We start from the raw sequence: 25,465 nt of genomic DNA, 5'->3' as shown, positions 1-25,465 counted from the left end.
TCGACGCGGGCTTCGCAGCGGACCTCGTGGCCGACTCGGTCGAGGACTTCGCTGCAGCCTTCGTCGCGGGGCTCGCAGCGGACCTCGCTGCGGTCTTCGCTCCGCCCCTCGGGACCTGCTCACCCGCAGGGTGTTTTGTCGCTTTTTTCGGGCGACTCGCAGCCTGTTCGCCCACAGCGGAATCGCGGCCTTCCGGCACCCCGTCAACCCCCTCGGCCTGTGCTCTCACGGCGTTTTGGACACCCGGCCAGCCTAGAGCCACGCACTGACATCCGCCTCGGTCAACCGCGTATCCACCCCCGATCGGCCCCCTGCCTCACGGTTCGGCACGCTCGTGCGTCAAACTGGTTTGTGATTGATCGCACTGTTTTACCGTCCGGCATGATGGGGAGCACGGTTCCCTGTACAGGCCGACAAGGAGAGAATTCGTGGACGACGTTCTGCGGCGCGCCCCGCTTTTCGCGGCGCTCGATGATGAGCAGGCCGCGGAGCTCCGCGCCTCGATGAGTGAGGTGACCCTCGCGCGCGGCGACGCGCTGTTCCACGAGGGCGACCCGGGCGACCGCCTCTATGTGGTCACCGAGGGCAAGGTGAAGCTCCACCGCACCTCCCCCGACGGGCGCGAGAACATGCTGGCGGTCCTCGGCCCCGGCGAGCTGATCGGTGAGCTGTCCCTCTTCGACCCGGGCCCCCGCACCGCCACCGCGACCGCGCTGACCGAGGTCAAGCTCCTCGGCCTCGGCCACGGCGACCTCCAGCCCTGGCTGAACGCCCGCCCCGAGGTGGCCACGGCCCTGCTGCGCGCCGTCGCCCGGCGACTGCGCAAGACCAATGACCAGATGTCCGACCTGGTCTTCTCGGACGTACCGGGCCGGGTCGCCCGTGCCCTCCTCGACCTGTCGCGCCGCTTCGGCGTCCAGTCCGAGGAAGGCATCCATGTCGTCCATGACCTGACCCAGGAAGAGCTGGCCCAGCTCGTAGGCGCCTCCCGCGAGACGGTCAACAAGGCACTCGCCGACTTCGCCGGGCGCGGCTGGCTGCGCCTGGAGGCGCGCGCCGTGATCCTGCTGGACGTGGAGCGCCTGGCGAAGCGGTCCCGCTAGCCGGCCCACCGGTCGGCCGACGAGCGGACGCCGTCCCCGTACGCGGGGCCCCTCCGCACGGCGGGGCCTCGCGCGCATCCGGCCCTCCTCGGGCGTGTTTCGCAGGTCCCGTCCGGCGGGGCGGACAATGCTGCCTTCGCAACACGACCCGGTCGCGGCACTAGATCACTAGATCAGCCCGTGCTCGCTCAGGTACTCCAGCTGCGCCAGCACCGAGAGTTCCGCCGCGGGCCACAGGGATCGGTCCACGTCCGCGTACACCTGCGCCACCACCTCCGAGGCCGTTCGGTATCCGGCCTCGACCGCCGTCTCCACCTGGGCCAGCCGGTGCGCGCGGTGTGCGAGGTAGAACTCGACCGCTCCCTGCGCGTCCTCCAGCACCGGGCCGTGCCCCGGCAGCACCGTGTGCACGCCGTCGTCGACCGTCAGCGAACGCAGCCTCCGCAGCGAGTCCAGGTAGTCGCCGAGCCGCCCGTCCGGGTGCGCGACGACCGTGGTGCCGCGTCCGAGGATCGTGTCCCCCGTCAGCACCGCCCGGTCGGCGGGCAGATGGAAGGAGAGCGAGTCCGCGGTGTGCCCGGGGGTCGGCACGACGTACATCTCCAGGCCGCCGGTGGTGATCACGTCGCCCGTGGTCAGACCTTCGTCACCGAGGCGCAGCGCAGGGTCCAGGGCGCGCACCTTCGTACGGGTCAACTCGGCGAAGCGCGCCGCGCCCTCCGCATGGTCGGGGTGCCCGTGGGTGAGGAGGGTGAGCGCGATCCGGTGGCCCGCCCTCTCAGCGGTGTCGATGACGGCCCGCAGATGTATGTCGTCCAGCGGGCCCGGGTCGATGACGACCGCGAGATCGGAGTCGGGCTCGGCGACGATCCAGGTGTTGGTGCCGTCCAGCGTCATCGGCGAGGCGTTGGGGGCGAGGACGTTGACGGTACGGGTGGTGGCGGGTCCGGAAAGCACCCCGCCGCGTGGCTGCCCTGGCAGCCCGGCCGCGTCGCTCATACGGCGTCGCCTCCAGCACCGCCTGCACCGGCCCGCCCGCTCTGGATGTGCTTGGTGAACTCGTCGTGTCCCGGCCAGCGCAGCACCAATTCGTCACCCTCCAGCCGCGCCTGCGCCAGTACGGGGGTGAGGTCCTGGGAATCCGCCGCCTTCAGCGCCTCGGCGGCTGTCCCGTACGGCCTGAGCGCCCGCAGCGTCGACACGGTCGGTGGCATCATCAGCAGCTCGCCCCTGTCGTACCCGTCGGCGGCCTCTCCGGGCCCTACCCACACCGTACGGTCGGCCTCCGTGGAGGCGTTGCGGGTGCGCTGGCCCTCGGGGAGCGCGGCGACGAAGAACCAGGTGTCGTAGCGGCGCGGTTCGAACTCGGGGGTGATCCAGCGTGCCCAGGCACCCAGCAGATCGGAGCGCAGCACCAGCCCGCGCCGGTCCAGGAACTCCGCGAAGGACAGCTCGCGGGCAACCAGTGCCTCGCGGTCGGCCTCCCAGTCGGCGCCGGTGGTGTCGCTGACGACCGTGTCGGCGGTCGGCCCGGCGAGGAGGACACCCGCCTCCTCGTACGTCTCACGGACCGCCGCGCAGATGATGGCCTGCGCCTCGGTCACCGTATCGACGCCGAGCCGCTCGGCCCAGCTCTCCAGCGCGGGTCCGGCCCAGCCGACGAGCCGGTCGTCGTCGCGCGGGTCGACTCCGCCACCCGGATAGGCGTACGCCCCACCGGCGAAGGCCATGGAGGCGCGGCGGCGCAGCATGTGGACGGCGGGGCCGCCCTCGGTGTCAACGGCAGAATCCCGGAGCAGCATCACGGTGGCAGCCCGCTTCGGGGTCGCGGCCGTCAGCTCACCTGCGGCGAGTGCCCGGATCCGGTCGGGCCATTCCGGTGGGTACCACTGACCATTGGACATGGCCGGAGGCTATCCGGAACCGCGACGATGTTCGAGAGGCACGTTGATCCGTACATGCCCCGTACACGCGTGATCCCGCCCGGTCGTGACGACCGGGCGGGATCAGAGAAACGGCAGCGGAAGGCGAGCGGACGGCAGCGACCGCCGAAGGACCACTACGGACGTACGGCTCAGGTCCCGACCAGCTCGACCTGGACCTCGACCTCCACCGGCGCGTCCAGCGGCAGCACCGCGACACCCACCGCGCTGCGCGCGTGCACGCCCTTGTCGCCGAGGACCGCGCCCAGCAGCTCGCTGGCGCCGTTGATCACGGCGGGCTGCCCGGTGAAGTCGGACGCCGAGGCGACGAAGCCCACGACCTTCACGACTCGCGCGATCCGGTCCAGGTCGCCCGCGACGGACTTCACGGCGGCCAGCGCGTTGAGCGCGCAGGTCTTCGCCAGTTCCTTGGCCTCGTCGGCCGTGACCTCCGCACCGACCTTGCCGGTGACGGCGAGCTTGCCGTCCACCATCGGGAGCTGACCGGAGGTGTGCACATACACCCCAGACTGCACGGCCGGCTGGTACGAGGCCAGCGGCGGCACGACGTCCGGCAGCGTCAGCCCGAGCTCGGCGAGCTTCGCCTCGACTGCGCCCGCCACTACGCCTTCTCCCGCTTCAGGTAGGCCACGAGCTGCTCGGGGTTGTTCGGGCCGGGAACGACCTGGACCAGCTCCCAGCCGTCCTCGCCCCAGGTGTCCAGAATCTGCTTGGTCGCGTGCACGAGAAGGGGCACGGTCGCGTATTCCCACTTGGTCATGGCCCGACTGTAATGCCTGGCACGCGCAGCCTCGTGCGTAGCCCGCGGCCCGACTGGTTAGGCTCGAATACGTGAGCAGGTTCCAGGTCGTCAGCGGCAAGGGCGGTACCGGTAAGACCACGGTCGCCGCCGCCCTCGCGCTCGCCCTCGCGGCCGAGGGCAGGCGAACCCTCCTCGTGGAGGTCGAGGGCAGGCAGGGCATCGCCCAGCTCTTCGAGACGGAGTCCCTTCCCTACGAGGAGCGCAAGATCGCCGTCGCGCCGGACGGCGGCGAGGTGTACGCCCTCGCAATCGACGCCGAACGTGCCCTTCTCGACTACCTCCAGATGTTCTACAAGCTCGGCAGCGCGGGCCGTGCACTCAAGAAGCTCGGCGCGATCGACTTCGCCACCACGATCGCGCCCGGTGTACGGGACGTGCTGCTGACCGGCAAGGCCTGCGAAGCCGTACGCCGCAAGGACAAGCAGAACCGGTACGTCTACGACTACGTGATCATGGACGCCCCGCCCACCGGGCGCATCACCCGCTTCCTCAATGTGAACGACGAGGTGGCGGGGCTGGCCCGGATCGGCCCGATACACAATCAGGCGCAGGCCGTGATGCGGGTACTGAAGTCCCCCGAGACCGCGGTCCATCTGGTGACGCTGCTGGAGGAGATGCCGGTCCAGGAGACCGCGGACGGCATCGCGGAGCTGCGGGCCGCCGAACTGCCGGTCGGCCGGGTCATTGTGAACATGGTGCGACCGCATCTGCTGGACGAGGACGCGCTGCGCACCGCCGCGGGCGGCCGCCGCAAGGAGATCGCCAAGGCGCTGACCCGGGTGGGCGTGACCGGCTCCGCGGGGCTCGTCCGCCCCCTGATCGGGCAGGCCGCCGAGCATGCCCAGCGAGTCGAGCTGGAGCGCGAGCAGCGCGAGGTGCTCGCGGGTCTGGAGCTGCCGGGGTACGAACTCCCGCTGATCGGCGAGGGTATGGACCCGGCCGGGCTCTACAGCCTGGCGACCGATCTCCGCAAGCAGGGCGTGGGTGGCGGTGCGAGCGAAGGGGTGGGTACATGACACAGCGCACGGACGCGGGCGCGGCCACGGACTCGGCCGCGGGCAGAGCCGCCGCCACGGCCACCCTGCCCGCCCCCGCGCTGGACACCGACGCACTGCTCGACGACCCCGGCATCCGGATCGTCGTGTGCTGCGGTTCGGGCGGAGTCGGCAAGACCACGACCGCCGCGGCGCTGGGCGTACGGGCGGCCGAGCGCGGCCGTAAGGTCGTCGTCCTCACCATCGACCCGGCGCGCAGGCTCGCCCAGTCCATGGGCATCGACTCGCTGGACAACATCCCACGCCGGGTGGCGGGCATCGACGGCGAGAGTGCCGGGGAACTGCACGCCATGATGCTCGACATGAAGCGGACCTTCGACGAGATCGTCGAGGCGCACGCGGACGGCGAGCGGGCCCGCGCAATCCTGGAGAACCCCTTCTACCAGTCCCTGTCGGCCGGATTCGCCGGCACGCAGGAGTACATGGCGATGGAGAAGCTCGGGCAGCTGCGGGCGCGCAATGAGTGGGACCTGATCATCGTCGACACCCCGCCGTCACGCTCCGCGCTGGATTTCCTGGACGCACCGAAGCGGCTCGGTTCGTTCCTGGACGGCAAGTTCATCAAACTGCTGATGGCCCCGGCGAAGGTGGGCGGCCGGGCCGGGATGAAGTTCCTCAACGTGGGCATGTCGATGATGACCGGCACCCTCGGCAAGTTGCTCGGCGGTCAATTCCTGCGCGACGTACAGACCTTCGTTGCGGCGATGGACACCATGTTCGGCGGCTTCCGCACCCGGGCCGACGCCACGTACAAACTGCTGCAGGCGCCCGGTACGGCGTTCCTGGTCGTCGCGACACCGGAGCAGGACGCTCTGCGTGAGGCGGCGTACTTCGTGGAACGGCTGGCCGCGGAGGACATGCCGCTGGCCGGTCTGGTGCTCAACCGCGTCCATGGCAGCGACGCCGCCCGGCTCTCCGCCGAGCGCGCACTTGCGGCCGCAGAAAATCTTGACGGCGTCGGCATTGTGGATCAAACGGCCGGGAAGGCTGGACTTCGTGACCCGGCCGACTGGTCGGTCGCCTCTCCCGAAGCCGTTGCCGATCCTTCCGAGCACGAGGACATCGAAGACCGTAAGCCAGATCCCGAGCCGGCTCCCGAAGCCGCAACCGAATCCGTGACCGAGGCCGCTTCTGTCGAGCAGCTGACCGCAGGTCTGTTGCGGCTGCACGCGGAACGGATGCAGGTGGTCGCACGCGAACAACGCACACGCGACCGCTTCACCGCGCTGCACCCCGAGGTCGCCATGACCCAAGTGGCCGCGCTGCCCGGTGACGTGCATGACCTCGAAGGGCTTCGGGCCATCGGGGACCGGCTCGCGACCGGTTCCGACCCCGCCGGAGCTGCGTAGCCGTCCGTACGTTCTACCCCACCGCGGCGTACCTCTCGTGCAGTTCGTCGTCTTCCAGCCCGATCGCCACGGGCAGGATGCCCGTGGACTGCTCGTACTCGCTGCGCGCGGTCTCCAGCAGCCGACGCCAGGACGTGACGGTGGGTCGCCTGCGCAGCAGTGCGCGGCGCTCCCGCTCCGTCATTCCGCCCCACACGCCGAATTCGACGCGATTGTCCAGCGCATCGGCCAGACACTCGGTCCGCACCGGACATCCGGTGCACACCGCCTTGGCCCTGTTCTGCGCTGCCCCTTGTACGAACAGTTCATCCGGATCGGTAGTGCGGCAGGCCGCCTGCGCACTCCAGTCGCTTACCCAGCCCATCACGGCGCCGTCCTCTCCCGAATCGAGGCTCCCCCACGGCGGTAGCGGCATATTCACCGCTGCCAGTTGAGGACGTTACGGAAGGCGGCGACAGCACAACACCCCCTTCGGGCCCAATCTTGAATGGCCCGAACGGACTATGCGTATACGGCAGATCACCCAGGGGAGTGAGGTGAGGACATAGCTAAAAATCCCAGCAGAATCAGGACAGTTCACCTGGATCGCAACGGACGTTCGATGACACAGGAGGAGAATTCGGGAGTGCCTGAGCTCGTGGCCGGATCGTGCACGGGGTAGATACGCAACGGGACTGCTGTGACAGTTGAGAGCAGCTTAGGCCAAGGCATATACGCGTGTCCGGCGAATGAGAACGTAGGCTGCCCCCATGCCAAAGAAGCGCTCAGGCGGGGGTCTCACGACGACCCAGCAGGCCGCCAAGTTCCTCGGTGTCGCCGCACTTTCCGGAGTTGTGCTGGCGGGCATCGCGCTGCCGGCCACCGGAGCACTGGGTCTCGCCGCGAAGGGGACGGTCGAGGGATTCGACGAGATCCCGGCCAATCTCCAGACTCCGCCGCTGAGCCAGCGCACCGAGATCCTGGACAGCAAGGGCGGATTGATCGCCTCGGTTTATTCGCGCGACCGCACAGTGGTCGAACTGAAGGACATCTCGCCGTACATGCAGAAGGCAATAGTGGCGATCGAGGACGCCCGCTTCTACGAGCACGGGGCGATCGACCTCAAGGGCATCCTGCGCGCACTGAACCGCAATGTGCAGGACGGTGGGACCACACAGGGCGCCTCGACCCTCACGCAGCAGTACGTGAAGAACGTCTTCGTCGAGGAGGCCGGCGACGACCCGGACAAGGTCGCGCAGGCCACGCAGCAGACCATGGGCCGCAAGATCCAGGAACTGAAGTACGCGATCCAGGTCGAGGAGAAGCTCGGCAAGAAGCGGATCCTGACGAACTACCTGAACATCACCTTCTTCGGGCAGCAGGCGTACGGCGTCGAGGCCGCCGCCCAGCGCTACTTCTCCAAGTCGGCGAAGGACCTGACGCTGGAGGAGTCCGCGCTGCTGGCCGGCCTCGTGCAGTCGCCGAGCCACTACGACCCGGTCTACAACCCCGCGGAGGCGACCAAACGTCGCAACACCGTGCTCCAGCGCATGGCCGACGTCGGAGACATATCGCAGGCCGAGGCCGACAAGGCCAAGGCGAACCCGATCAAGCTGAAGGTCAAGAAGCCGCAGAACGGCTGCATCACGGCCGTCAGCGGCGCCGGCTTCTTCTGTGACTACGTACGTCACGTCTTCCTCTCCGACCCGGTCTTCGGCAAGACCAAGGAGGACCGGGCCAAGGTCTGGAACCGGGGTGGTCTGACGGTCCGGACGACGCTCGACCCGCAGTCCCAGCAGTCGGTGCAGAACTCGATCAAGGACCACGTCTACAAGTCGGACAAGGTCGCGACGGCCGTGACGCTGGTCGAGCCGGGCACCGGCAAGATCATGGGGATGGGCCAGTCCAAGCCGTACGGCTTCGGGCCCAATGAGACCCAGTACAACTACTCGGTCAACAAGAGCATGGGCGGGTCGAACTACGGCTTCCCGACCGGTTCGACGTTCAAGCCGTTCCTCGCCGCAGCGGCCATAGAGGGCGGCAAGCCGGCTACGCAGACCTACCCCTCCCCATACGAGATGGACTACCCGGACACGGTGCAGTCCTGCGGGAAGCCGTGGGTCAACGACGGCGTGCCGAAGTATCACCTGGAGAACGAGAGCGAGACCGAAAAGGGGCCCTACGCGCTGAAGGAGGCGATGGAGAAGTCCGTCAACACATACTTCGTCCAGATGCTCCAGGACATCGGCATGTGTCCGGTCTCGAAAATGACCGACAAACTGGGTGTGGTGCAGGGCGACGGCACCAAGCTGCCGCAGAACCCGTCCACGCTGACCCTCGGTTCCAACGGCCTGTCGCCGCTGACGATGGCCAGTGCCTACGCCGCCTTCGCCAACCGCGGTACGTACTGCACACCGATCGCCATCGAGTCGGTCAAAACGGCGGACGGCACCTCGCTCCCCGTACCGAAGACCTCTTGCTCGCAGGCGATGTCACCGACGACGGCCGACACCATCAACACGCTGCTGCGCGGCGTGGTCGACTCCGGTACCGGCCAGGAGGCGGGTCTCCAGAACCGCGACAACGCAGGCAAGACCGGTACGACCGACGCCCGTAAGAACGCCTGGTTCGTCGGCTACACGCCGAACATGTCCGGCGCGGTCTGGGTCGGCAGCCCGTCCCAGAGCGTCGAGATGGAAAACATCACCATCGGTGGTGTGTACCAGGACAAGGTGTACGGCGGGCAGGTCCCCGGACCGATCTGGCGTGACGCGATGACGGGCGCCCTCGATGGAGTGCCCGCCCCCTCCTTCAACGCCGTCAACATCCCGGACGCGCCGGAGCACGGCAATGACGAGGGCGGTGACGGGCCGGATCCCGGGGGCAAGAGGCCCGGCAATGAGCCCGGCGACAAAAATCCGTTCCCCGGCGGGGGCATCCCGCAGCACGTGATCGGCGGGCACAGCGGCGGGCACAACGGCGGCCACGGCGGTCGGGCCCACGGCGGTACGCAGGGTCCCTGACCCGTACGGTTCACGCAGTGAAGATGGGGCGCCCCGGATCGATCCTGATCCGGGGCGCCCCACTCCGTGCATCCCTGTGCGTACGTCGCGCGGCCTCTCAGCCCGCCAGGAGCTTCTTCACCGCCGCAGCTACCCGGCCGCCGTCCGCGCGCCCCGCGACCTTCGGGTTCACGATCTTCATGACGGCGCCCATCGCCCGCGGCCCCTCGGCCCCGGCGGCCTTCGCCTCCTCGACGGCGGACGCCACGATCGCGCCCAGCTCGTCGTCGCTCAGCTGCTTCGGCAGGTATGCGTCGAGCAGCTCACCCTCCGCCTTCTCGCGCTCGGCCTGCTCGGTCCGGCCGCCCTGGGCGAAGGCCTCGGCCGCCTCACGGCGCTTCTTCGCCTCCCTGGCGATCACCTTCTGCACCTCGTCGTCGGAGAGTTCGCGCGCCGTCTTGCCACTGACCTCCTCCTTCGTGATGGCGGTGAGGGTCAGCCGGAGCGTGGACGAGGTCAGCTCGTCACGCGCCTTCATGGCTGTGGTGAGGTCTTCCTTGAGCTTGGACTTGAGCGTGGTCATGTGGTGATTGTGGCAGGTAGGAAGCGCTCACCGCCCGCCGGTTTTCTTCCCGCCGCACCGTGTCTGCGACGATGGGCGCATGCGCGCACGCTACGGAGTACCCCTGAAAGTCACGGCAGTCGGCGCAGCGGTCGGCGCTGTCGGCCTCGCCTACGCCGCCGGTTTCGAGGCCCGATCGTTCCGCCTGCGACGGGTCACCATCCCCGTACTCCCGTACGGGGCACGGCCGTTGCGCGTACTCCAGGTCTCCGACATCCACATGGTGAGCGGCCAGCGCAAGAAGCGCGCCTGGCTGCAGTCGCTGGCCGGCCTGCGCCCGGACTTCGTCGTGAACACCGGCGACAACCTCTCGGACCCCGGGGCCGTACCCGAGCTGCTCGACGCACTCGGTCCGCTGATGCAGTTCCCGGGTGTGTACGTCTTCGGCTCCAACGACTACTACGGCCCCAAGCTCCGCAACCCTGCCCGCTACCTCTTCGAGAAGGCCCAGGGCAAACACGGCCTCAACGGGAACGCCCCTGCGGTCGGCGTCGTCCACAACCCGTGGGAGCCGATGCGCGACGCCTTCGACGAGGCGGGCTGGCGGGGCCTGTCCAACACCCGCGGCCGCCTCAAGATCGACGGCCTGGAGATCGCCTTCACCGGCCTGGACGATCCGCACATCAAGCGCGACCGCTACGCGGAGGTGGCAGGCGGCCCCGAGACGGGCGCCGACCTCTCCATCGGCGTGGTCCATGCCCCCTACCTGCGCTCCCTGGACGCATTCACGGCGGAGGGTTACCCCCTGATCCTGGCCGGTCACACCCACGGCGGCCAGCTCTGCATCCCCTTCTACGGCGCCCTGGTCACCAACTGCGACCTGGACACGGACCGGGTCAAGGGCCTCTCCACCCACTCCGTCGAGGAGCACCGCGCCTACCTTCACGTCTCAGCAGGCTGCGGAACCAACCGCTACACCCCGGTCCGCTTCGCCTGCCCACCCGAGGCGACCCTGCTGACCCTGACGCCCCGGGACTGAGTACCCACGGCCCCCCCTCGCCCTGAGCAGCGCATAAACCGGATTTCGTCTGCGGGCGCGGGTGGGCTAAAGTAATCGATGTCGCCGGGACACCGGCGGCGATCGGGGTGTAGCGCAGCTTGGCAGCGCGCTTCGTTCGGGACGAAGAGGTCGTGGGTTCAAATCCCGCCACCCCGACAGCTGAAATACCAGGTCAGGGGCCTGATCCACTCGATGGATCAGGCCCCTGAGTGGTTTCTGAGCTATCTTGGGAGCCGTTCGGGAGCCAAGTGCGGGAGACGGCTCCGGACAGGTCGACGCCATGGCTGTCCCGTGGAGCAGCCGAGGACGGCGCAGTCCCTCGCAAGATGTTCACGCTCTGGGAGCGGCGTGACGGGTTCCACGGGCGTGGTGATCCAGTCGGTCACGTCGGCTTCCTCACGGGGCGACGGGCTGTGCGCGTCAAGGCCTACGCCACGGTGACCTTGGCCGCGAAGGCACCCAGATTGCCCGACATGCGTACGAGGCGCTCGTCCAGCGTCAGAGACTCCTCGTACCGTCCTGAACGCAGCTTCGGCTGCCGCTTGCCGCGCAGATACAGGGAGCAGGCGAGGTCCGCGCAGATGTAGATACCGACCGTGTTGCCCTCGCGGCCCCGGGCGCCCGCCAAGGGGGCAGCGAGCAGAGTGACCCCGGAGGAGGCGTGACCTGTCAGGCAGATCTGACACATGCTGGACTTCACGGCGCTGGTACGCCTCACGGAGGGTATACGCAGAGATATCCCCAGCAGACCCTGTTCTCGGGGCACCACGAGGTGTGCCCGCAGCGGCGCGCCCGGATCCACCCAACCCAAGAAGTCCAGGTCTTCCCAGGGCAGTTCGGCGAAGTCGAGCGGCAGCCGAAGCCGCGCCGCCTCACCCTTGGTGCAGTTCACGAAGGATGAGCGGATCTGTTTCTCGCTGAGCGGTTCCACGGGCATCGACCCTATGTCCGCCCGGACTGGCCCGCATCTCAATATTCCCGTGATCCGCCGGACAGGACCAGCATCGGTCATGGGCTCCCTCCCTGCCGCGACGGAGCACGTCTGACGCGGAGCGGCTGCGCCCTGGGCGCGCATGCGGCGCGGATCTGATCCGTAAAGGGGGATACCCGGCATGCGGCCGCCCGCCGCATTTCTGTTGCGTTCAGGCGCGGGCAAACTGCTTCGGGCTCAGGCGTGTTGCTTCACACACGATGGGCCCTGAGTACCGGCCTCGGTCAGGACCCGGCCGGCCGCGACGCCTTGATCGAGTACATCAGCGGGATGCGCGGACGGTTGACCGGGAAACGGTAGTAGCCGTCTCCCTGCCGCTTGAGCACCTCGAAGCGTGCGAAGAGCGAGACGTCGTGCTCGTGCAGGAACTCGATCCGCAGCCCGGCGGCGGCCAGCGCCGACACCACGTCGCCGATCGGATGCTGCCATTCAACGCTGCGGTTGTGGACGGTCGGTGCGTCAAAGTCCGCGTACGTGCCCGGCGTTTCGTCAACCCATGCGTCGCGGCTGAAGTAGTCGTGGACGACCTTCGCGCCGGTCGAATCGTCGAGGCAGTCCGTGAGCGGATGGAACTCCGCAAGGTAGAGGAAGCCGCCGGGCGCCACGAGCGACGCGGCGGTCTCGGCCCAACGCCGGGTGTCGGGCAGCCAGTTCAGCGCGCCGACGCCGGTGTAGACGATGTCGTACGAAGAATCCGGGACGGCCTGCGCGGCGTCATGAACATCGGCGGCGACGAACGCTGCCCGGTCCTCGGTAAACCCCAGCTCGCGAGCCAGGCCGCGCGCGGTCTCCACGGCCGGTTCGGAGAAGTCCAGACCGACGACGTGCGCGGCGCCGTGCCGGGCCCAGGAGAGGGTGTCAACCCCGATGTGGCACTGCAGATGCAGCAGCGACTTGCCCGTGACATCTCCGACCTCGGCGAGTTCGAAGTCGCGCAGGGCGTCCTTGCCTGCGCGGAAGGACGCCAGGTCGTAGAAGTCGCTCCCGGCGTGGATGGGGACCCGCTCGTCCCAGCGCGCACGGTTGGCCTCGTGCCAGTCGGCAGGGGTCGGTGCATACATGCCCAGGAGGTTATCCACAGGCTGCGGACGATGCGAACGAGTTGTCGGCGTTCCGGCGCAGAATGGGGGGCATGACTGAGATCACTGGCTCGACCGCCCCCACCGCACCAGCGACCGATTCGGCTTCGGCGACCGCTTCCGTACCGGAGTGGGAGCAGCGCTTCCGGGCGCCGCGGGTGTCGTTGCCCGACTGGGCGGAGGATGCGCCGGATCGCGCGCTGTTCGTCTCCAATGCCACGGGGACGTACGAGCTGTACGCCTGGGACCGCGCGACCGGCGAGCAGCGCCAGGTGACCGACCGGCCGAACGGGACGACGGACGGCGTGCTGACACCGGACGGCGAGTCGATCTGGTGGTTCAGCGACACCGATGGGGACGAGTTCGGGGTGTGGATGCGCCAGCCGTTCCAAGGCGGCGAGGGCGGGGAGGTGGTGGACGAGCCGGCAGCACCCGGCCTCAAAGCCTCGTACCCGGCCGGGCTCGCGATCGGGCGGGACGGTACGGCGGTGGTCGGCCGTTCGACCGACGAGGACGGGACGACGATCCATGTCGTACGGCCCGGGGCCGCGCCCGTCGAGATCTACCGTCACCGCGAGTCGGCGGGCGTCGGCGACCTGTCGTACGACGGGATGCTGATCGCCCTGGAGCACACCGAGCACGGCGATGCGATGCACTCCGCGCTCCGCGTGGTGCGGCCCGATGGGTCGACGGTCGCCGAGCTGGACGACACCGAGGGCGGTACGAAGGAGCTGGGCCTGTCCGTGCTGGGCTTCGCCCCCGTCGCCGGGGACACCCGGTTGCTGGTCGGGCATCAGCGTCGGGGCCGTTGGGAGCCGATGATCTGGGATCCGATGACAGGCACGGAGACGGACCTCGCGATCGAACTGCCCGGTGATGTGGGTGCCGAGTGGTATCCGGACGCGTCCGCGCTGCTGATCGTGCACGGCTTCGAAGCCCGCAGCGACCTGTGGCGGTACGAGCCGGGGGCGGGCAGCGCTCCCGTCCGGGTGGAGACCCCCGCGGGTTCGGTGTCGGGTGCCACGGCCCGGCCGGACGGCACGGTGGAGTACCTGTGGTCGTCGGCCGCGCAGCCGCCCGTCATCCGGTCCACCTCGGGTGCGGTGGTGCTCGATCCGCCCGGCTTGAAGGCTCCGGCGTCCGTGCCGGTGGAGGACGTGTGGGTGGACGGGCCCGGGGGCCGTGTCCACGCACTCGTGCAGCGGCCCGCCGCCCCGGCACAGGGCCCGTTTCCCACCGTGTTCGAGATCCACGGCGGCCCGACCTGGCACGACAGCGACGCCTTCGCCTCCGGCCCCGCAGCCTGGGTGGACCACGGCTACGCGGTCGTCCGGGTCAACTACCGCGGCTCCACCGGATACGGCCGCGCCTGGACGGACGCGCTCAAGCACCGGGTCGGCCTGATCGAGCTGGAGGACATCGCCGCGGTACGGGAGTGGGCGGTGAAGTCCGGGCTCGCGGACCCGGCGAAGCTGGTCCTGGCCGGTGGCTCCTGGGGCGGCTATCTGACCCTGCTCGGTCTCGGTACGCAGCCGGACGACTGGGCCCTGGGCCTGGCTGCGGTCCCGGTCGCCGACTACGTCACGGCGTATCACGACGAGATGGAGGACCTGAAGGCGATGGACCGCACGCTGCTGGGCGGCACGCCGGAGGAGGTTCCCGAGCACTTCGAGGCCTCGTCCCCGCTGACGTACGTCGACGCCGTCCGGGCGCCGGTCTACATCTCGGCGGGCGTCAACGACCCGCGCTGCCCGATCCGCCAGGTCGAGAACTACGTGGACCGGCTGAAGGGCCGTGACGCGGTGCACGAGGTCTACCGGTACGACGCGGGACACGGTTCGCTCGTCGTGGAGGAACGGATCAAGCAGTTCCGGCTGGAACTCGACTTCGCCCAGCGCCACCTGGCCGCGGGTTCTGCCCCCGCCGCCCCGTCGAGCCCGTCCGGCGAATAGGGGCAACCGCTCCCCACCCGGCACCCCGTTCCGGGCGAGCGGAGCGGGGCCGTACCGTGGAGGGGTGTACCGGTTCCTGCTGACCCCGCGATGGTGGGGGATCAACATCTTCGTCGTGCTGGCCATCCCGTTCTGCGTCTTCATGGGCACCTGGCAGCTCGGCCGCTTCGAGGACCGCGTGCAGACGCACGAAGCCGCTGAGAAGCAGCCTGCCCCGGGCACGAGGGCCGCCAAGCCGATCGACGACCTCCTGCCCGTCGACACGGTGACCTCCGGCCGCCCCGCCACCGCCACCGGCCGTTACGCCGACCAGTTCCTGGTGCCCGGCCGGGAGTTGGACGACAAGAGCGGCTTCTATGTCCTGAACATGCTCCGTACGGACAGCGGCAAGGCCTTGCCGGTAGTACGCGGCTGGCTGCCCGGCGAGCCCGGCCAGACCGCCGTGCCCGCCGCACCGACCGGCGAGGTCACGGTGACCGGCGACCTCCAGGCCTCCGAGAACGCCAGCACCCCGGGCGTCGACACGGCGGGTGGGCTCCCGGACGGCCAGCTCGGCATGATCAGCGCCGCGTCCCTGGTCAACCTCGTCCCGTACGACGTCTACGACGCATGGATAACGCTCCAGGACACCGGCTCCAGCGGCGCGCTGCGCCCCGTACCGGCCGCCGCACCGCAGAACACCGGGCTCGATCTGAAGGCCTTCCAGAACCTCGGCTACACAGGCGAATGGTTCGTCTTCGCCGGGTTCGTGCTCTTCATGTGGTTCCGGCTGGTCCGCCGCGAGGTCGAAGCGGCACGGGACCTGAAGCTGGGCCTCGTCGAAAGCACGGATGCGGGCACAGACACTGACACCGTCCGCACTGATTCCGCCGATTCCGCCGATTCCAACGTGAGCGCCGGCACGGCCTGAGACAGACATACGTGAGGGGCCCGCCGGACAATCCGGCGGGCCCCTCACGTATGCGTCCTGGGCCGTCGCCCCTGCGTCACGTCGCGGGGGCCAGCAACCCGGTTCGGTAGATCGTGCCCGCGCAGGCGTTGGCGATCTTCGTCTCCGCGACCGGCGCCCCCGCTTCCGGCGTGTGCGTCACGGAAATGCTGCCGTCCAACGCCCCGCCACCGTCCTCGCTGCCGAGTTGTGCAGCCGTGTCCGTGGTCCCGTCAGCGGCACCCGTATCACTACCGGCGGCGCCGCTCGCGCCGCCCGCGCCGTCCGTCGGTGTCGGGCTCGGTGAGCCTCCGGAGGTCGGACATGTGTTCCGCGGCACCCAGGCGAACTGCACCTCGTACCACATGGCCGGCTTCAGCAGCACCGTCCCCTGCTCCTGCGAGGGGTCGGGCAGTCCGTCCGCCGCGTCACCCGCTGTGTGCTGGACGACCGTGATCTCGGCGGGGTCGGCCGCGCCCATTGCCTGGAAGCCCACACTGCCGCTGCTGCTCACCGAACAGTCCGTGCCGGAGACATTGGCGATCCGGAACGTGCCGTACACCGTGCCGTCGGCACCCGCCGCGCCCGTCTCGGCCGAGGCGACACCGAGCTGCCCCGGGCCGCAGGCCGGCACGGAGACCGCCGCGGAGTTGGCCGGGTCGGCGCCCCCGCCGACCTTGCCGTCGGCGCTCTGGCCACGGCTGTCGGACGGACTGCTCGTGCTCGTCGGCTGGCTACGGCCGCCGTCGGCCTGCCCTTCGGTACTGCCGCCTCTGATCTCCCCGTCGGCTTCCGAGCCGTGCTCGATGCCGCTGCCGCCCTGCGCCTGCTCACCGTGTCCTGCTATCGCGGGGTTGGCGGTGTTCGAACCGTCGGAGTTCGCGACATGGACGAAGGCGGGGACAGCGGTGCCGATGAGCAGCGCCGCCGCCGCCATACCGACAACGGCCTGCCGCCGCCTGGCGCGCCGGGCGGGCACCGCGCGGTGCAGACGGTCGAGGGTGCCGTCGCTGGGTCCGATGTGCTGGACGGCCCCGCGCAGCATGCGGCGCAGCACGACCTCGTCCATGACCGGGCCGCCACCGTCCCCCGAACCGGAACCCGCGCCCGGGCCCGGGCCCACACCGAAGAGGCTGCTCAGCTCCCCGAGCTCGGCCGTCCCAGCGACTGCGTCGCCCTCACACAGGCCACCCGCACCACCCGCGGACGCGAGGTCCCGATCTGCGTGATCCGTATCGGTATCCGAGTTCGCGTCCAGGTTCAGATGCGCATCGCTCTCCGGCCCGTCGTTCACAGTTCCGTTTCCAGTCCGGTCAATCCAATGCTCACGCTCGTGGCCGTTCTCGTTCCTGCGGTGGCGCCAACTCATCACTGCGCCTCCATCACGACACGCAGCGCCGCGATCCCACGGGAGCCGTAGGCCTTGACCGAACCCAGGGATATGCCCAGCGTCTCGGCCACCTGAGCCTCCGTCATGTCCGCGAAGTAACGCAGCACCAGCACCTCCCGCTGGCGCCGTTGCAGCCCCCGCATCGCTTTGATCAGCGCGTCCCGCTCCAGTTGTTCGTACGCGCCCTCCTCCGCGCTCGCCATGTCCGGCATGGGCTTGGAAAGCAACTTCAGCCCGAGGATGCGGCGGCGCAGCGCGGAGCGCGAGAGGTTGACGACGGTCTGGCGCAGATACGCGAGTGTTTTCTCGGGATCCCGTACCCGGCGACGCGCCGAGTGCACGCGGATGAACGCCTCCTGCACGACGTCCTCACACGAGGCGGTGTCGTCCAGGAGCAGTGCCGCGAGGCCGAGCAGCGAACGGTAGTGGGCCCGGTAGGTCTCGGTGAGATGGTCGACCGTGGTTCCGGCAGCCACGCTCTCCTCAGCACCCTCGCGCTGCGACGGCAGCCGTACGGAACGCGCAGCGGGCATGGGCGCAATCACCGGCATACCGCCGGGTGCGCGGGGCCGTCTGAGCGGAAGCACCGAAGCGCCGCGCAAGGGGCCCACCACTGTGATATCGAGAACCTCTGCCACGCCAGTTGGACACGTTTCCCCCTGTCAGGGTTGTACGCGCGCGGCACCGCGTTCGACGCAGTGCGACATCCCCTCATACGTACCCGCTCTTCCACAAATACCCCGAGTATGCGCCCCGCCGCGCAAGAAGTGACCGCTTAGACGCACACTCTCCGGCCGACGGTTGCAGCGGGCCGGAAGGTCATCGTCGGCCACCCCGACACCCCAGCTCAAGAGGTTCAGACCTTCAACTTGCTCACAGGGCATTCACAGAGAGTACAAAACGGGTTCGATCAGACCCGGGGGAATTCTGCGGCCACCGATTCGGCGATCTGCGCCACGTTCAGCGCCGCCCCCTTGCGGAGGTTGTCGCCGCAGACGAACAGTTCCAGGCTCCGGGGATCGTCCAGAGACCTGCGCACTCGTCCGACCCAGGTCGGATCGGTGCCGACGACATCGGAGGGTGTCGGGAAGTCCCCCGCCGCCGGGTTGTCGTACAGCACCACGGCCGGTGCCGTCGCGAGGATCTCGTGGGCCCGGTCGACCGCGATCTCGTTCTCGAACCGTGCGTGCACGGACATCGAGTGCGTCGCGATAACGGGTACGTAGACACAGGTCGCCGCCACCCGCAGGCTCGGCAGGTCCAGGACCTTGCGGCACTCCTCACGGATCGCCAGCTCCTCCGACGACCAGCCGTCCCCGGCCTCGGTCCCGGCCCAGGGCACCACATTGAGGGCCACCGGCGCGGCAAAGGGGCTGCCTTCTGTGTCCCCCAAGGCCCGGCGTACGTCCCCGGGCTTCGTACCCAGTTCCGTACCGGCCACCATCGACAGTTGTTCGCGCAGCGCCGCGACACCGTCCCGGCCTGCCCCGCTCACCGCCTGGTACGAGGAGACGACCAGTTCCCGTACCCCGAATTCGGCATGCAGCGCCCCGACCGCGACGATCAGCGAGAGCGTTGTGCAGTTCGGGCTCGCGACGATGCCGCGCGGCCTGATCCGTACGGCATGCGGATTGATCTCGGGCACGACCAGCGGAACATCCGGGTCCAGCCGGAACGCGGCGGAGTCGTCGATGACGACCGTGCCCTTGGCGGCGGCGATCGGCGCCCACTGCGCGGAGACGGCGTCGGGCACCAGGAACAGCGCCACGTCGACATCGTCGAAGACGTCCTCGGTGAGTTCGAGGACCTCACTCTCCTCGCCGCGTACGACCAGCTTGCGGCCGGCCGAACGCGGCGAGGCGATCAGCTTCACCTCGCCCCAGACATCCGCATGCTGCGAAAGGATCTGGAGCATGACGCCGCCGATCGCCCCGGTCGCTCCGACGACCGCGAGCGAAGGGCGGCGGGCGGTCATCGGCCGGTGCCCCCGTAGACGACGGCCTCGTCGGAATCGCTGTCAAGGCCGAAGGCGGTGTGCACGGCGCGCACGGCCTCGTTGACGTCGTCGGCGCGGGTGACCACCGAGATGCGGATCTCGGACGTCGAGATGAGCTCGATGTTCACACCGGCGTCCGACAGTGCCTCGAAGAAGCCCGCCGTGACACCCGGGTTGGTTTTCATACCTGCGCCGACCAGGGAGATCTTCGCGATCTGGTCGTCGTAGCGCAGGGACTCGAAGCCGATGGTGCCGCGGTTGCGCTCCAGGGCGTCGATGGCCTTGCGGCCCTCGGACTTCGGCAGCGTGAACGAGATGTCGGTCAGACCGGTCGACGCGGCGGAGACGTTCTGCACCACCATGTCGATGTTGACTTCGGCGTTCGCGATGGTGCGGAAGATCGCGGCGGCCTCGCCCGGCTTGTCGGGCACGCCGACCACGGTGATCTTGGCCTCGGAGACGTCATGGGCGACTCCGGAGATGATCGCGTGCTCCACCTTCTGGTCCCCTTGCGGCTCGTTGCTGACCCAGGTTCCGCGCAGTCCGGAGAAGGACGAGCGGACGTGGATCGGGATGTTGTAACGGCGTGCGTACTCCACGCACCGGTGCAGCAGCACCTTGGAGCCGGACGCGGCCAGCTCCAGCATGTCCTCGAAGGAGATCCAGTCGATCTTCCGGGCCTTCGTCACAACCCGCGGGTCGGCGGTGAAGACACCATCCACATCGGTGTAGATCTCACAGACCTCGGCATCCAGCGCGGCCGCGAGCGCGACTGCGGTGGTGTCGGACCCGCCGCGGCCGAGGGTGGTGATGTCCTTCTTGTCCTGGGACACACCCTGGAACCCCGCGACGATCGCGATGTTCCCCTCGTCCAGTGCCGTACGGATACGGCCCGGCGTCACATCGATGATGCGCGCTTTGTTGTGGACCGAGTCGGTGATGACGCCTGCCTGGCTACCGGTGAACGACTGCGCCTCGTGGCCCAGGTTTTTGATCGCCATCGCCAGCAGGGCCATGGAGATCCGCTCTCCGGCAGTCAGCAGCATGTCGAACTCACGCCCGGCGGGAATCGGGGATACCTGCTCGGCGAGATCGATCAACTCGTCCGTCGTGTCGCCCATCGCTGACACCACGACAACCACCTGGTTGCCGTTCTTCTTGGCATCGACGATTCGCTTGGCGACGCGCTTGATGCCTTCGGCATCGGCTACGGAGGAGCCTCCGTACTTCTGCACGACAAGGCCCACGTGCGCTCCTCGCTCAGTCCATTACTGCGGTCGTCTCAGTTTAACGAGCAGTCCGGGAACGCCCCGCCAATATCACATGCTGAGATGTCCCGCTCAGCACGCGATATTGGCGTGTCGCCCCGAACTGCTCGTACCGGGCTGCTGCCCGCCGATCGGGTCCCTATTCCCGCATGTGAGCCGACACACACGCGCGGCGAGCCGGGGCCACGATTCGCGAGCCGCCCACCTCCAGCGTGAACCGGAACCTCACGGTCCGCCCTTCGGAGGCCCCCCAGGTGGGCACTGGCCGCTACTGCACCGGTCGCAGCCCCAGCGGACCCGCGATCTCCTTGGCCATCACCCGGCCCGCCTCCTCGGCCAGCTCGTCGTCGGCGGTCTCCGAGTCCGTGTCCAGGCCGTCCAGCTCCTGGAGGGGCTGGTTGAGACGGATGTGGGCGATGAGGGACTGGAGGGCGCGCAGAGTGGCGGATGCGGTGGAGCCCCAGTTGGAGAAGTAGGAGAACTGCCACCACCACAGGGCCTCGGTCGTGCGGTCCTCCTCGTAGTGGGCCAGGCCGTGGCGCAGGTCGGTGACCAGGTCGGCAAGGTCGTCGGAGATACGGGCCGGCACCGGCGCCTTGCGGGGCTCGTACGGGTCGAAGACCTCGGAGTAAACGTCGATCGGCTCCAGCAGGGCGGCGAACCGCTCGCGCAGGCCGTCGGCGTCCGGCTCGGCGCCCAGATCGGGCTCGTAGCGCTCGTCGGGGACGATGTCCTCGTACGCGCCGAGCCTGCCGCCCGCCAGCAGCAGCTGGGAGATCTGGAGCAGCAGGACGGGGACCGCCTCCTCGGGCTCCTCGACCTTGGACACCTCGGTGACCGCGACGATGAACGTCTTGATCTGGTCGGCGATCTGGACGGCGAAGTCATCCGGGGCCTGCGTGACGGAGTTCAGCGTGGCGTCAGACATCGAGGGGACCTCCCGTGGGCACGGTCGCGAACGGTGAGTAGAACATAGCGTCGCTGAACGTAACGCCGTCGTGAGTCGATACAAGAGCAGTCGATGCAAGAACATCGGACGTCGTCATCGTGAAGGCTTCAGACATCGAGCAGACGCCTCCCCTCGAAGGCGCGGCCGAGGGTGACCTCGTCCGCGTACTCCAGGTCGCCGCCCACCGGCAGGCCGCTGGCCAGTCTGGTGACCCGCAGCCCCATCGGCTTGACCATCCGCGCCAGGTATGTCGCCGTGGCCTCGCCCTCCAGGTTGGGGTCGGTCGCCAAAATCAGCTCCTTGATCGAGCCGTCGGCGAGACGGGCGAGCAGCTCGCGAATGCGCAGATCGTCGGGGCCGACACCCTCGATCGGGCTGATCGCGCCGCCGAGCACGTGATACCTGCCCCGGAACTCACGGGTCCGCTCGATCGCGACGACATCCTTCGGCTCCTCGACCACGCAGATGACCGTCTGTTCGCGGCGCGCGTCCCGGCAGATGTTGCACTGCTCCTGCTGAGCGACATTGCCGCAGACCGAACAGAACCGGACCTTGTCCTTGACCTCCAGGAGGGCATCGGCAAGGCGGCGCACATCGGTCGGCTCGGCCTGCAGGATGTGGAAAGCGATCCGCTGCGCGCTCTTGGGACCGACGCCGGGCAGCCTGCCCAACTCGTCGATGAGGTCCTGAACCACGCCTTCGTACAACGGAACGCCTTCCTGGATGAGCTATGACTACAACTTACGAGTTCGGATCGCGGGTCAGAAGAGATCTGAAGGATCGGAAGAGTCAGAAGGGGAGGCCGGGCATGCCGCCCAGGCCCTGGGCCAGCGGGCCCAGCTTCTGCTGCTGAAGCTGCTGCGCGTTCTCGTTCGCTGCCTGAACTGCGGCGACGACGAGGTCCGCGAGCGTCTCGGTGTCCTCCGGGTCGACGGCCTTGGGGTCGATCACCAGAGCACGAAGCTCGCCGGAGCCGGTCACGGTCGCCTTCACCAGACCGCCACCCGCCTGACCCTCGACCTCGGTCCTGGCCAATTCCTCCTGGGCCGCGGCGAGATCCTGCTGCATCTTCTGGGCCTGCTGCAGCAGCTGCTGCATATTGGGCTGACCACCACCGGGAATCACGGTCACTCCTGGCAATTCGACGACAAAATGTTTCGGTACGCCGAGCCTACGTGGTCACCGCGCAGCGCGCCCCACCCACTGGCGAGCAACTCTTTCGAGTGAGTTTCAGGCGGCGTCGGTGTGACTCCTATACCTGATCACAGGCCCTGCGCACCCGGGGATACCGCGATTTCGACCCCACGGCCCACCATTCGGCGGTAGGAAGAGCATGCGCATCAGGACACACAGGCGCACTGTTCGTCACGCAAGGTTACGTACGCGGGACAGTCGGCCACACCGTAGAGCAGTGATCAGTCCACCGTCGAAGACATCGCCACACATCAGGCGTCGCTACGCAGAATGGAGAGGAGTACCCCGGTGAGTCAGCCGGAGATGCAGCCCGAAGGGCCGCCCCGCAACGAGCCCGGTTCGGCCGGCTCGGCCGGTTCCTCCGGTTCGGGCTCCGGCGCACGCGGCCGGGATGCGCGGGGCCGGGATCTGACCGGTATGCCGTTCCCGCTCGGCGACTGGAGCGAACCCGCCGAACGCCTCAACGAGCTGTACCGCTGGGTCGAGGCCGATGCGCTGCACACCGCCGACTGGTATCTGCGCGACCGCGTGTGGAAGCGGCGCGGGGCCAGGACTCTGCGGATCGGCACAGCAGCCGGGGCGGTGGCGGGCGCCGCGCTGCCGCTGCTCGATCTCACCGGGGCGTTGGGCGGGGCGGCGGGCTGGGGCTATCTGTCACTGCTGCTGGGCGCCGCGTGCATGGCGGGCGACCGGTACTTCGGCCTGACCTCGGGCTGGATAAGAAACCTCGCCACCGCCCAGGCCGTGCAGCGGCGCCTTCAGGTGCTGCAGTTCGACTGGGCGTCGGAGTGTGTGCGGGAGGCGCTCGGCCCGACCGAGGGGACGGCCAGCGAGGCTGCCGAGCGGTCCCTGGGGGTGCTGCGGCGGTTCTCGGAGGACATCACGGAGCTCGTACGGACCGAGACCGCGGACTGGATGGTGGAGTTCCGGGCCGGGCCCGCGCCGATGGGGATGCAGGCGCTGTCGTCGGGCAGCGGGGGCGGCGGCCGTACGGACCAGGGGGCGCTGCCGGGACGGTTCCCGATGCAGGCGATGGCCCGGCCGAACATGCCGCGGCAGCGGCCCCCGGAGTCCCCCCGGTGACCCCACCGCGGTGACACCGGGGCACCTGACAGCCTCGGTACCTGACCCGGCACAGGTACAAGTGCAAGTACTGCTTCAGCTAAAGATGATCATGGAGCCTTGGGCGAGGCTGCGGGTGGCCGCCGCGTGCAGGCCCAGCCAGACGTGCCGCTCACGGGCGAACGGACTGCCGTCGTACGGAATCGGGCCCGCCCGGTCCTCCAGGGAGGTCGGTGCGACGGGCGGCAGCGGGACGGCCAGCGGGTTCGCCAGGTCGATACCGATGGACGGGGCGACGAACTCCAGCTCCCGCAGCAATCCGTGCGCGGAGCCGAGCGGGCCGCCGCCCTCCAGCAGTTCGTCGTTGGAGAGCGGGGCGGCGAAGTCCAGCGGAACGTACGCCCCCGCATGGTCGTAGTGCCAGACCAGGTGCGACTGCCGCGCCGTCGCCTCGAACATCTCCAGCAACTGCTCGTAGTCCCCGCCCAGTTCGTCGACGGGCGTGACGGCGAGGCCGCTGAGCTGGAGCAGGTAGGCGCGGCGCAGGAAGTGCAGTGCGTCGTAGTCGAAGCCCGCGACCGGGGCGACCTCACCGGTCAGGCCCGGCATGTAGGCGTACACGGGGACGGGCGGCAGTCCGGCCTCGCCCAATGCCTTGTCGTAGACGGCTATCTCTTCGGCAAACGGGTTGTCGGGGCTGTGGCACAGCACATCGACGAGGGGGACCAGCCACAGGTCACAGGCCACGGAGTCTCGCTCTCCCACGGGTACGCATCGGAATATTCACAACGGTCAAGACAGCGTAATGCGGTGGGCTCGTTGCGCACAGTGGCCGAAGGGCCGGTCGTGGCCTGTGGCCCCGGTCAGCGCGGTCAGCGCGTGGGCAGTGGCTCCGGACGCGCGGTCAGCGCGTGGGCAGTGGCTCCGGACCCGCGGTCAGCGCGTAGGGGGCTCTGGCTCCTGCGCTCCGGGGGCCGGGGCCTGCCCGGTCGGCTGCGGGCCGTGGCCCGGGTGTGCGGGGTTTCCGGCCTCGAGCCGGTCCGCCCAACTGAGCGCGTGTGCGTTGAAGTCGTCGATCACCGCGCGCACCGCGTCGAGGCTGCCGAGCGTGATCGCCGCGACCAGTTCCGGATGGCCGTGCCAGAGCCAGTCCCGGGCACCCGCGTCATGGCGCAGATACGGCACCGCGAAAACCCAGGCCTGGACGCGCAGCCTGTGCAGGAAATCGTTGATGTACGCGTTGCCCCCGAGTGCGCCCAACTCGCGCCAGAAACGCAGGTCGTAGCCGATGAGGATGTCAAGGTCACCGCCCTGCGCCGCTCGTGCGGCCTCCTGGGCCCTGCGGCGTACGGAGACCAGGCAGTCCTGGTACACCGTCATCTTCCCGGTCAGCGCGGGCCCGTAGAAGGTGCCACGGATGACTCCGTCGAGGACCAGGGCGCGGGCCTCGACCATCGACCGGTAGTCGGCGACGGTGAACTCACGCACCCGGAAACCGCGGTGCTGATCCGATTCGAGCAGGCCCTGCGCGGAAAGATCGACGAGCGCCTCACGTACCGGAGTCGCCGAGACGCCGTACTGCTCGGCGATCTGCTTGACGGTGAACTCCCGTCCCGGTTGCAAACGCCCGGCCAGCACTTCGTCACGCAGCGCGTCCGCGATCTGCTGCCGCAGCGTACTGCGGGTTACAGCTCGGCTCGCGCTCATGGCGCCCCTCCCCCATTTTTCGACTTGGATCACCTTAAGCCAGGGCACCCTGCCCGGATCCGGGCAGGGGAGGGGCGCCATACTGCTGGACCGC

25 protein-coding genes and 1 tRNA gene are annotated in these 25,465 nt (G+C 68.9%); 9 read left to right on the top strand and 17 right to left on the bottom strand.

All coding sequences use genetic code 11. The features are described 5' to 3' along the window. Positions 1-428 precede the first annotated feature (428 nt). A complete protein-coding gene (locus tag ABT115_RS11950; RefSeq protein ID WP_014046869.1) occupies positions 429-1,103 on the top strand; it encodes a Crp/Fnr family transcriptional regulator in 675 nt (224 codons plus the stop codon). Between the two features lie 168 nt (positions 1,104-1,271). On the opposite strand, the gene ABT115_RS11945 is transcribed toward ABT115_RS11950, so the two are convergent. From ABT115_RS11945 to sp36, 4 genes are all read right to left on the bottom strand, one after another. Continuing rightward, positions 1,272-2,102, bottom strand: coding sequence for an MBL fold metallo-hydrolase (locus ABT115_RS11945; protein WP_351787241.1), 831 nt, complete (start codon positions 2,100-2,102; stop codon positions 1,272-1,274). Continuing rightward, positions 2,099-3,007 (bottom strand): NUDIX hydrolase, encoded by a 909-nt coding sequence (locus ABT115_RS11940; protein WP_351787238.1) that lies wholly within the window; start codon positions 3,005-3,007, stop codon positions 2,099-2,101. The genes ABT115_RS11945 and ABT115_RS11940 overlap by 4 nt, the downstream gene beginning before the upstream one ends. A 170-nt stretch (positions 3,008-3,177) precedes the next feature. Next, a complete protein-coding gene (locus ABT115_RS11935) occupies positions 3,178-3,648 on the bottom strand; it encodes a RidA family protein (protein ID WP_351787235.1) in 471 nt (156 codons plus the stop codon). After that, positions 3,648-3,806: a Sp36 family protein gene (sp36, locus tag ABT115_RS11930; RefSeq protein ID WP_003967454.1), complete on the bottom strand. Its 159-nt coding sequence runs from the start codon at positions 3,804-3,806 to the stop codon at positions 3,648-3,650. The genes ABT115_RS11935 and sp36 overlap by 1 nt, the downstream gene beginning before the upstream one ends. Positions 3,807-3,877: 71 nt before the next feature. Between sp36 and bagA the strand changes: the two genes are divergently transcribed. Continuing rightward, positions 3,878-4,864 (top strand): ATPase BagA, encoded by a 987-nt coding sequence (gene bagA, locus ABT115_RS11925; RefSeq protein WP_351787232.1) that lies wholly within the window; start codon positions 3,878-3,880, stop codon positions 4,862-4,864. Beyond that, positions 4,861-6,252 carry an ATPase BagB gene (bagB, locus tag ABT115_RS11920; protein ID WP_351787229.1) on the top strand — a complete coding sequence of 464 codons (1,392 nt, stop codon included), beginning with the start codon at positions 4,861-4,863 and terminating at the stop codon, positions 6,250-6,252. Before bagA ends, bagB begins: the two co-directional genes overlap by 4 nt. A gap of 13 nt (positions 6,253-6,265) precedes the next feature. Here the strand turns inward: bagB and ABT115_RS11915 are convergent, their stop codons facing one another. Then, the gene (locus ABT115_RS11915) at positions 6,266-6,616 is read right to left on the bottom strand and encodes a WhiB family transcriptional regulator (RefSeq protein ID WP_351787534.1); all 351 of its coding nucleotides are present in this window, start codon (positions 6,614-6,616) and stop codon (positions 6,266-6,268) included. A 385-nt stretch (positions 6,617-7,001) separates the two neighbouring features. Between ABT115_RS11915 and ABT115_RS11910 the strand changes: the two genes are divergently transcribed. Further along, positions 7,002-9,254, top strand: coding sequence for a transglycosylase domain-containing protein (locus tag ABT115_RS11910; protein ID WP_351787226.1), 2,253 nt, complete (start codon positions 7,002-7,004; stop codon positions 9,252-9,254). A gap of 97 nt (positions 9,255-9,351) precedes the next feature. Here ABT115_RS11910 and ABT115_RS11905 read toward each other — a convergent pair whose 3' ends face one another. Then, positions 9,352-9,816, bottom strand: coding sequence for a GatB/YqeY domain-containing protein (locus ABT115_RS11905; protein WP_351787224.1), 465 nt, complete (start codon positions 9,814-9,816; stop codon positions 9,352-9,354). Between the two features lie 79 nt (positions 9,817-9,895). Between ABT115_RS11905 and ABT115_RS11900 the strand changes: the two genes are divergently transcribed. Further along, positions 9,896-10,834 (top strand): metallophosphoesterase, encoded by a 939-nt coding sequence (locus ABT115_RS11900; protein WP_351787221.1) that lies wholly within the window; start codon positions 9,896-9,898, stop codon positions 10,832-10,834. A gap of 103 nt (positions 10,835-10,937) precedes the next feature. Continuing rightward, a tRNA-Pro gene (locus tag ABT115_RS11895) sits at positions 10,938-11,011 on the top strand. Between the two features lie 271 nt (positions 11,012-11,282). Here the strand turns inward: ABT115_RS11895 and ABT115_RS11890 are convergent. Together ABT115_RS11890 and ABT115_RS11885 are read right to left on the bottom strand one after the other, a co-directional pair. Then, the gene (locus ABT115_RS11890; RefSeq protein ID WP_351787219.1) at positions 11,283-11,786 is read right to left on the bottom strand and encodes an FBP domain-containing protein; all 504 of its coding nucleotides are present in this window, start codon (positions 11,784-11,786) and stop codon (positions 11,283-11,285) included. Between the two features lie 284 nt (positions 11,787-12,070). Continuing rightward, on the bottom strand, positions 12,071-12,907 hold the full coding sequence (locus tag ABT115_RS11885) for a class I SAM-dependent methyltransferase (RefSeq protein ID WP_351787216.1): 837 nt from the start codon (positions 12,905-12,907) through the stop codon (positions 12,071-12,073). Positions 12,908-12,978: 71 nt separating this feature from the next. Here ABT115_RS11885 and ABT115_RS11880 point away from each other — a divergent pair, with 71 nt between their 5' ends. Together ABT115_RS11880 and ABT115_RS11875 are read left to right on the top strand one after the other, a co-directional pair. Beyond that, entirely contained in the window at positions 12,979-14,877 is a 1,899-nt protein-coding gene (locus tag ABT115_RS11880; protein ID WP_502969075.1) for a S9 family peptidase, read from the top strand. A gap of 64 nt (positions 14,878-14,941) precedes the next feature. Continuing rightward, positions 14,942-15,787 carry an SURF1 family protein gene (locus ABT115_RS11875; RefSeq protein WP_351787210.1) on the top strand — a complete coding sequence of 282 codons (846 nt, stop codon included), beginning with the start codon at positions 14,942-14,944 and terminating at the stop codon, positions 15,785-15,787. Between the two features lie 76 nt (positions 15,788-15,863). On the opposite strand, the gene ABT115_RS11870 is transcribed toward ABT115_RS11875, so the two are convergent. The 7 genes from ABT115_RS11870 to ABT115_RS11840 all read right to left on the bottom strand — a co-directional run bounded on the left by ABT115_RS11870 (position 15,864) and on the right by ABT115_RS11840 (position 22,533). Next, on the bottom strand, positions 15,864-17,099 hold the full coding sequence (locus tag ABT115_RS11870) for a hypothetical protein (RefSeq protein WP_351787207.1): 1,236 nt from the start codon (positions 17,097-17,099) through the stop codon (positions 15,864-15,866). 74 nt (positions 17,100-17,173) lie between these two features. Next, on the bottom strand, positions 17,174-17,746 hold the full coding sequence (locus tag ABT115_RS11865) for a SigE family RNA polymerase sigma factor (protein ID WP_351787204.1): 573 nt from the start codon (positions 17,744-17,746) through the stop codon (positions 17,174-17,176). Between the two features lie 359 nt (positions 17,747-18,105). After that, positions 18,106-19,170, bottom strand: a complete 1,065-nt coding sequence (locus tag ABT115_RS11860; RefSeq protein ID WP_351787201.1) for an aspartate-semialdehyde dehydrogenase — start codon at positions 19,168-19,170, stop codon at positions 18,106-18,108. After that, positions 19,167-20,438: an aspartate kinase gene (locus ABT115_RS11855; RefSeq protein ID WP_351787198.1), complete on the bottom strand. Its 1,272-nt coding sequence runs from the start codon at positions 20,436-20,438 to the stop codon at positions 19,167-19,169. Before ABT115_RS11855 ends, ABT115_RS11860 begins: the two co-directional genes overlap by 4 nt. A 289-nt stretch (positions 20,439-20,727) precedes the next feature. After that, positions 20,728-21,387, bottom strand: a complete 660-nt coding sequence (locus tag ABT115_RS11850; protein ID WP_351787195.1) for a DUF5063 domain-containing protein — start codon at positions 21,385-21,387, stop codon at positions 20,728-20,730. A gap of 128 nt (positions 21,388-21,515) precedes the next feature. Further along, entirely contained in the window at positions 21,516-22,115 is a 600-nt protein-coding gene (gene recR, locus ABT115_RS11845; protein WP_351787192.1) for a recombination mediator RecR, read from the bottom strand. An 82-nt stretch (positions 22,116-22,197) separates the two neighbouring features. After that, the gene (locus tag ABT115_RS11840) at positions 22,198-22,533 is read right to left on the bottom strand and encodes a YbaB/EbfC family nucleoid-associated protein (RefSeq protein WP_266365457.1); all 336 of its coding nucleotides are present in this window, start codon (positions 22,531-22,533) and stop codon (positions 22,198-22,200) included. A 357-nt stretch (positions 22,534-22,890) separates the two neighbouring features. On the opposite strand from ABT115_RS11840, the gene ABT115_RS11835 reads away from it, so the two are divergent. Beyond that, positions 22,891-23,685: an SLATT domain-containing protein gene (locus tag ABT115_RS11835; RefSeq protein WP_351787189.1), complete on the top strand. Its 795-nt coding sequence runs from the start codon at positions 22,891-22,893 to the stop codon at positions 23,683-23,685. A gap of 75 nt (positions 23,686-23,760) precedes the next feature. On the opposite strand, the gene ABT115_RS11830 is transcribed toward ABT115_RS11835, so the two are convergent. Together ABT115_RS11830 and ABT115_RS11825 are read right to left on the bottom strand one after the other, a co-directional pair. Then, entirely contained in the window at positions 23,761-24,411 is a 651-nt protein-coding gene (locus ABT115_RS11830) for a putative DNA-mimic protein (RefSeq protein WP_351787531.1), read from the bottom strand. A 189-nt stretch (positions 24,412-24,600) separates the two neighbouring features. Then, a complete protein-coding gene (locus ABT115_RS11825) occupies positions 24,601-25,371 on the bottom strand; it encodes a GntR family transcriptional regulator (protein WP_351787186.1) in 771 nt (256 codons plus the stop codon). Between the last annotated feature and the right edge of the window lie 94 nt (positions 25,372-25,465).

Origin of the sequence: Streptomyces sp. NPDC001832, from assembly GCF_040297265.1 — a bacterium.
Taxonomy (GTDB): Bacteria; Actinomycetota; Actinomycetes; order Streptomycetales; family Streptomycetaceae; genus Streptomyces.
This window is presented reverse-complemented; position numbering and strand designations above follow the sequence as displayed.

Excerpts from the sequence above, each read along its gene's own strand:
- ABT115_RS11945 (WP_351787241.1), bottom strand. The coding sequence starts at position 2,102 with ATGAGCGACGCGGCCGGGCTGCCAGGGCAGCCACGCGGCGGGGTGCTT.
- ABT115_RS11940 (WP_351787238.1), bottom strand. The coding sequence starts at position 3,007 with ATGTCCAATGGTCAGTGGTACCCACCGGAATGGCCCGACCGGATCCGG.
- sp36 (WP_003967454.1), bottom strand. The coding sequence starts at position 3,806 with ATGACCAAGTGGGAATACGCGACCGTGCCCCTTCTCGTGCACGCGACC.
- bagB (WP_351787229.1), top strand. The coding sequence starts at position 4,861 with ATGACACAGCGCACGGACGCGGGCGCGGCCACGGACTCGGCCGCGGGC.
- ABT115_RS11915 (WP_351787534.1), bottom strand. The coding sequence starts at position 6,616 with ATGGGCTGGGTAAGCGACTGGAGTGCGCAGGCGGCCTGCCGCACTACC.
- ABT115_RS11910 (WP_351787226.1), top strand. The coding sequence starts at position 7,002 with ATGCCAAAGAAGCGCTCAGGCGGGGGTCTCACGACGACCCAGCAGGCC.
- ABT115_RS11905 (WP_351787224.1), bottom strand. The coding sequence starts at position 9,816 with ATGACCACGCTCAAGTCCAAGCTCAAGGAAGACCTCACCACAGCCATG.
- ABT115_RS11900 (WP_351787221.1), top strand. The coding sequence starts at position 9,896 with ATGCGCGCACGCTACGGAGTACCCCTGAAAGTCACGGCAGTCGGCGCA.
- ABT115_RS11885 (WP_351787216.1), bottom strand. The coding sequence starts at position 12,907 with ATGTATGCACCGACCCCTGCCGACTGGCACGAGGCCAACCGTGCGCGC.
- ABT115_RS11880 (WP_502969075.1), top strand. The coding sequence starts at position 12,979 with ATGACTGAGATCACTGGCTCGACCGCCCCCACCGCACCAGCGACCGAT.
- ABT115_RS11865 (WP_351787204.1), bottom strand. The coding sequence starts at position 17,746 with ATGCCGGTGATTGCGCCCATGCCCGCTGCGCGTTCCGTACGGCTGCCG.
- ABT115_RS11860 (WP_351787201.1), bottom strand. The coding sequence starts at position 19,170 with ATGACCGCCCGCCGCCCTTCGCTCGCGGTCGTCGGAGCGACCGGGGCG.
- ABT115_RS11850 (WP_351787195.1), bottom strand. The coding sequence starts at position 21,387 with ATGTCTGACGCCACGCTGAACTCCGTCACGCAGGCCCCGGATGACTTC.
- ABT115_RS11825 (WP_351787186.1), bottom strand. The coding sequence starts at position 25,371 with ATGAGCGCGAGCCGAGCTGTAACCCGCAGTACGCTGCGGCAGCAGATC.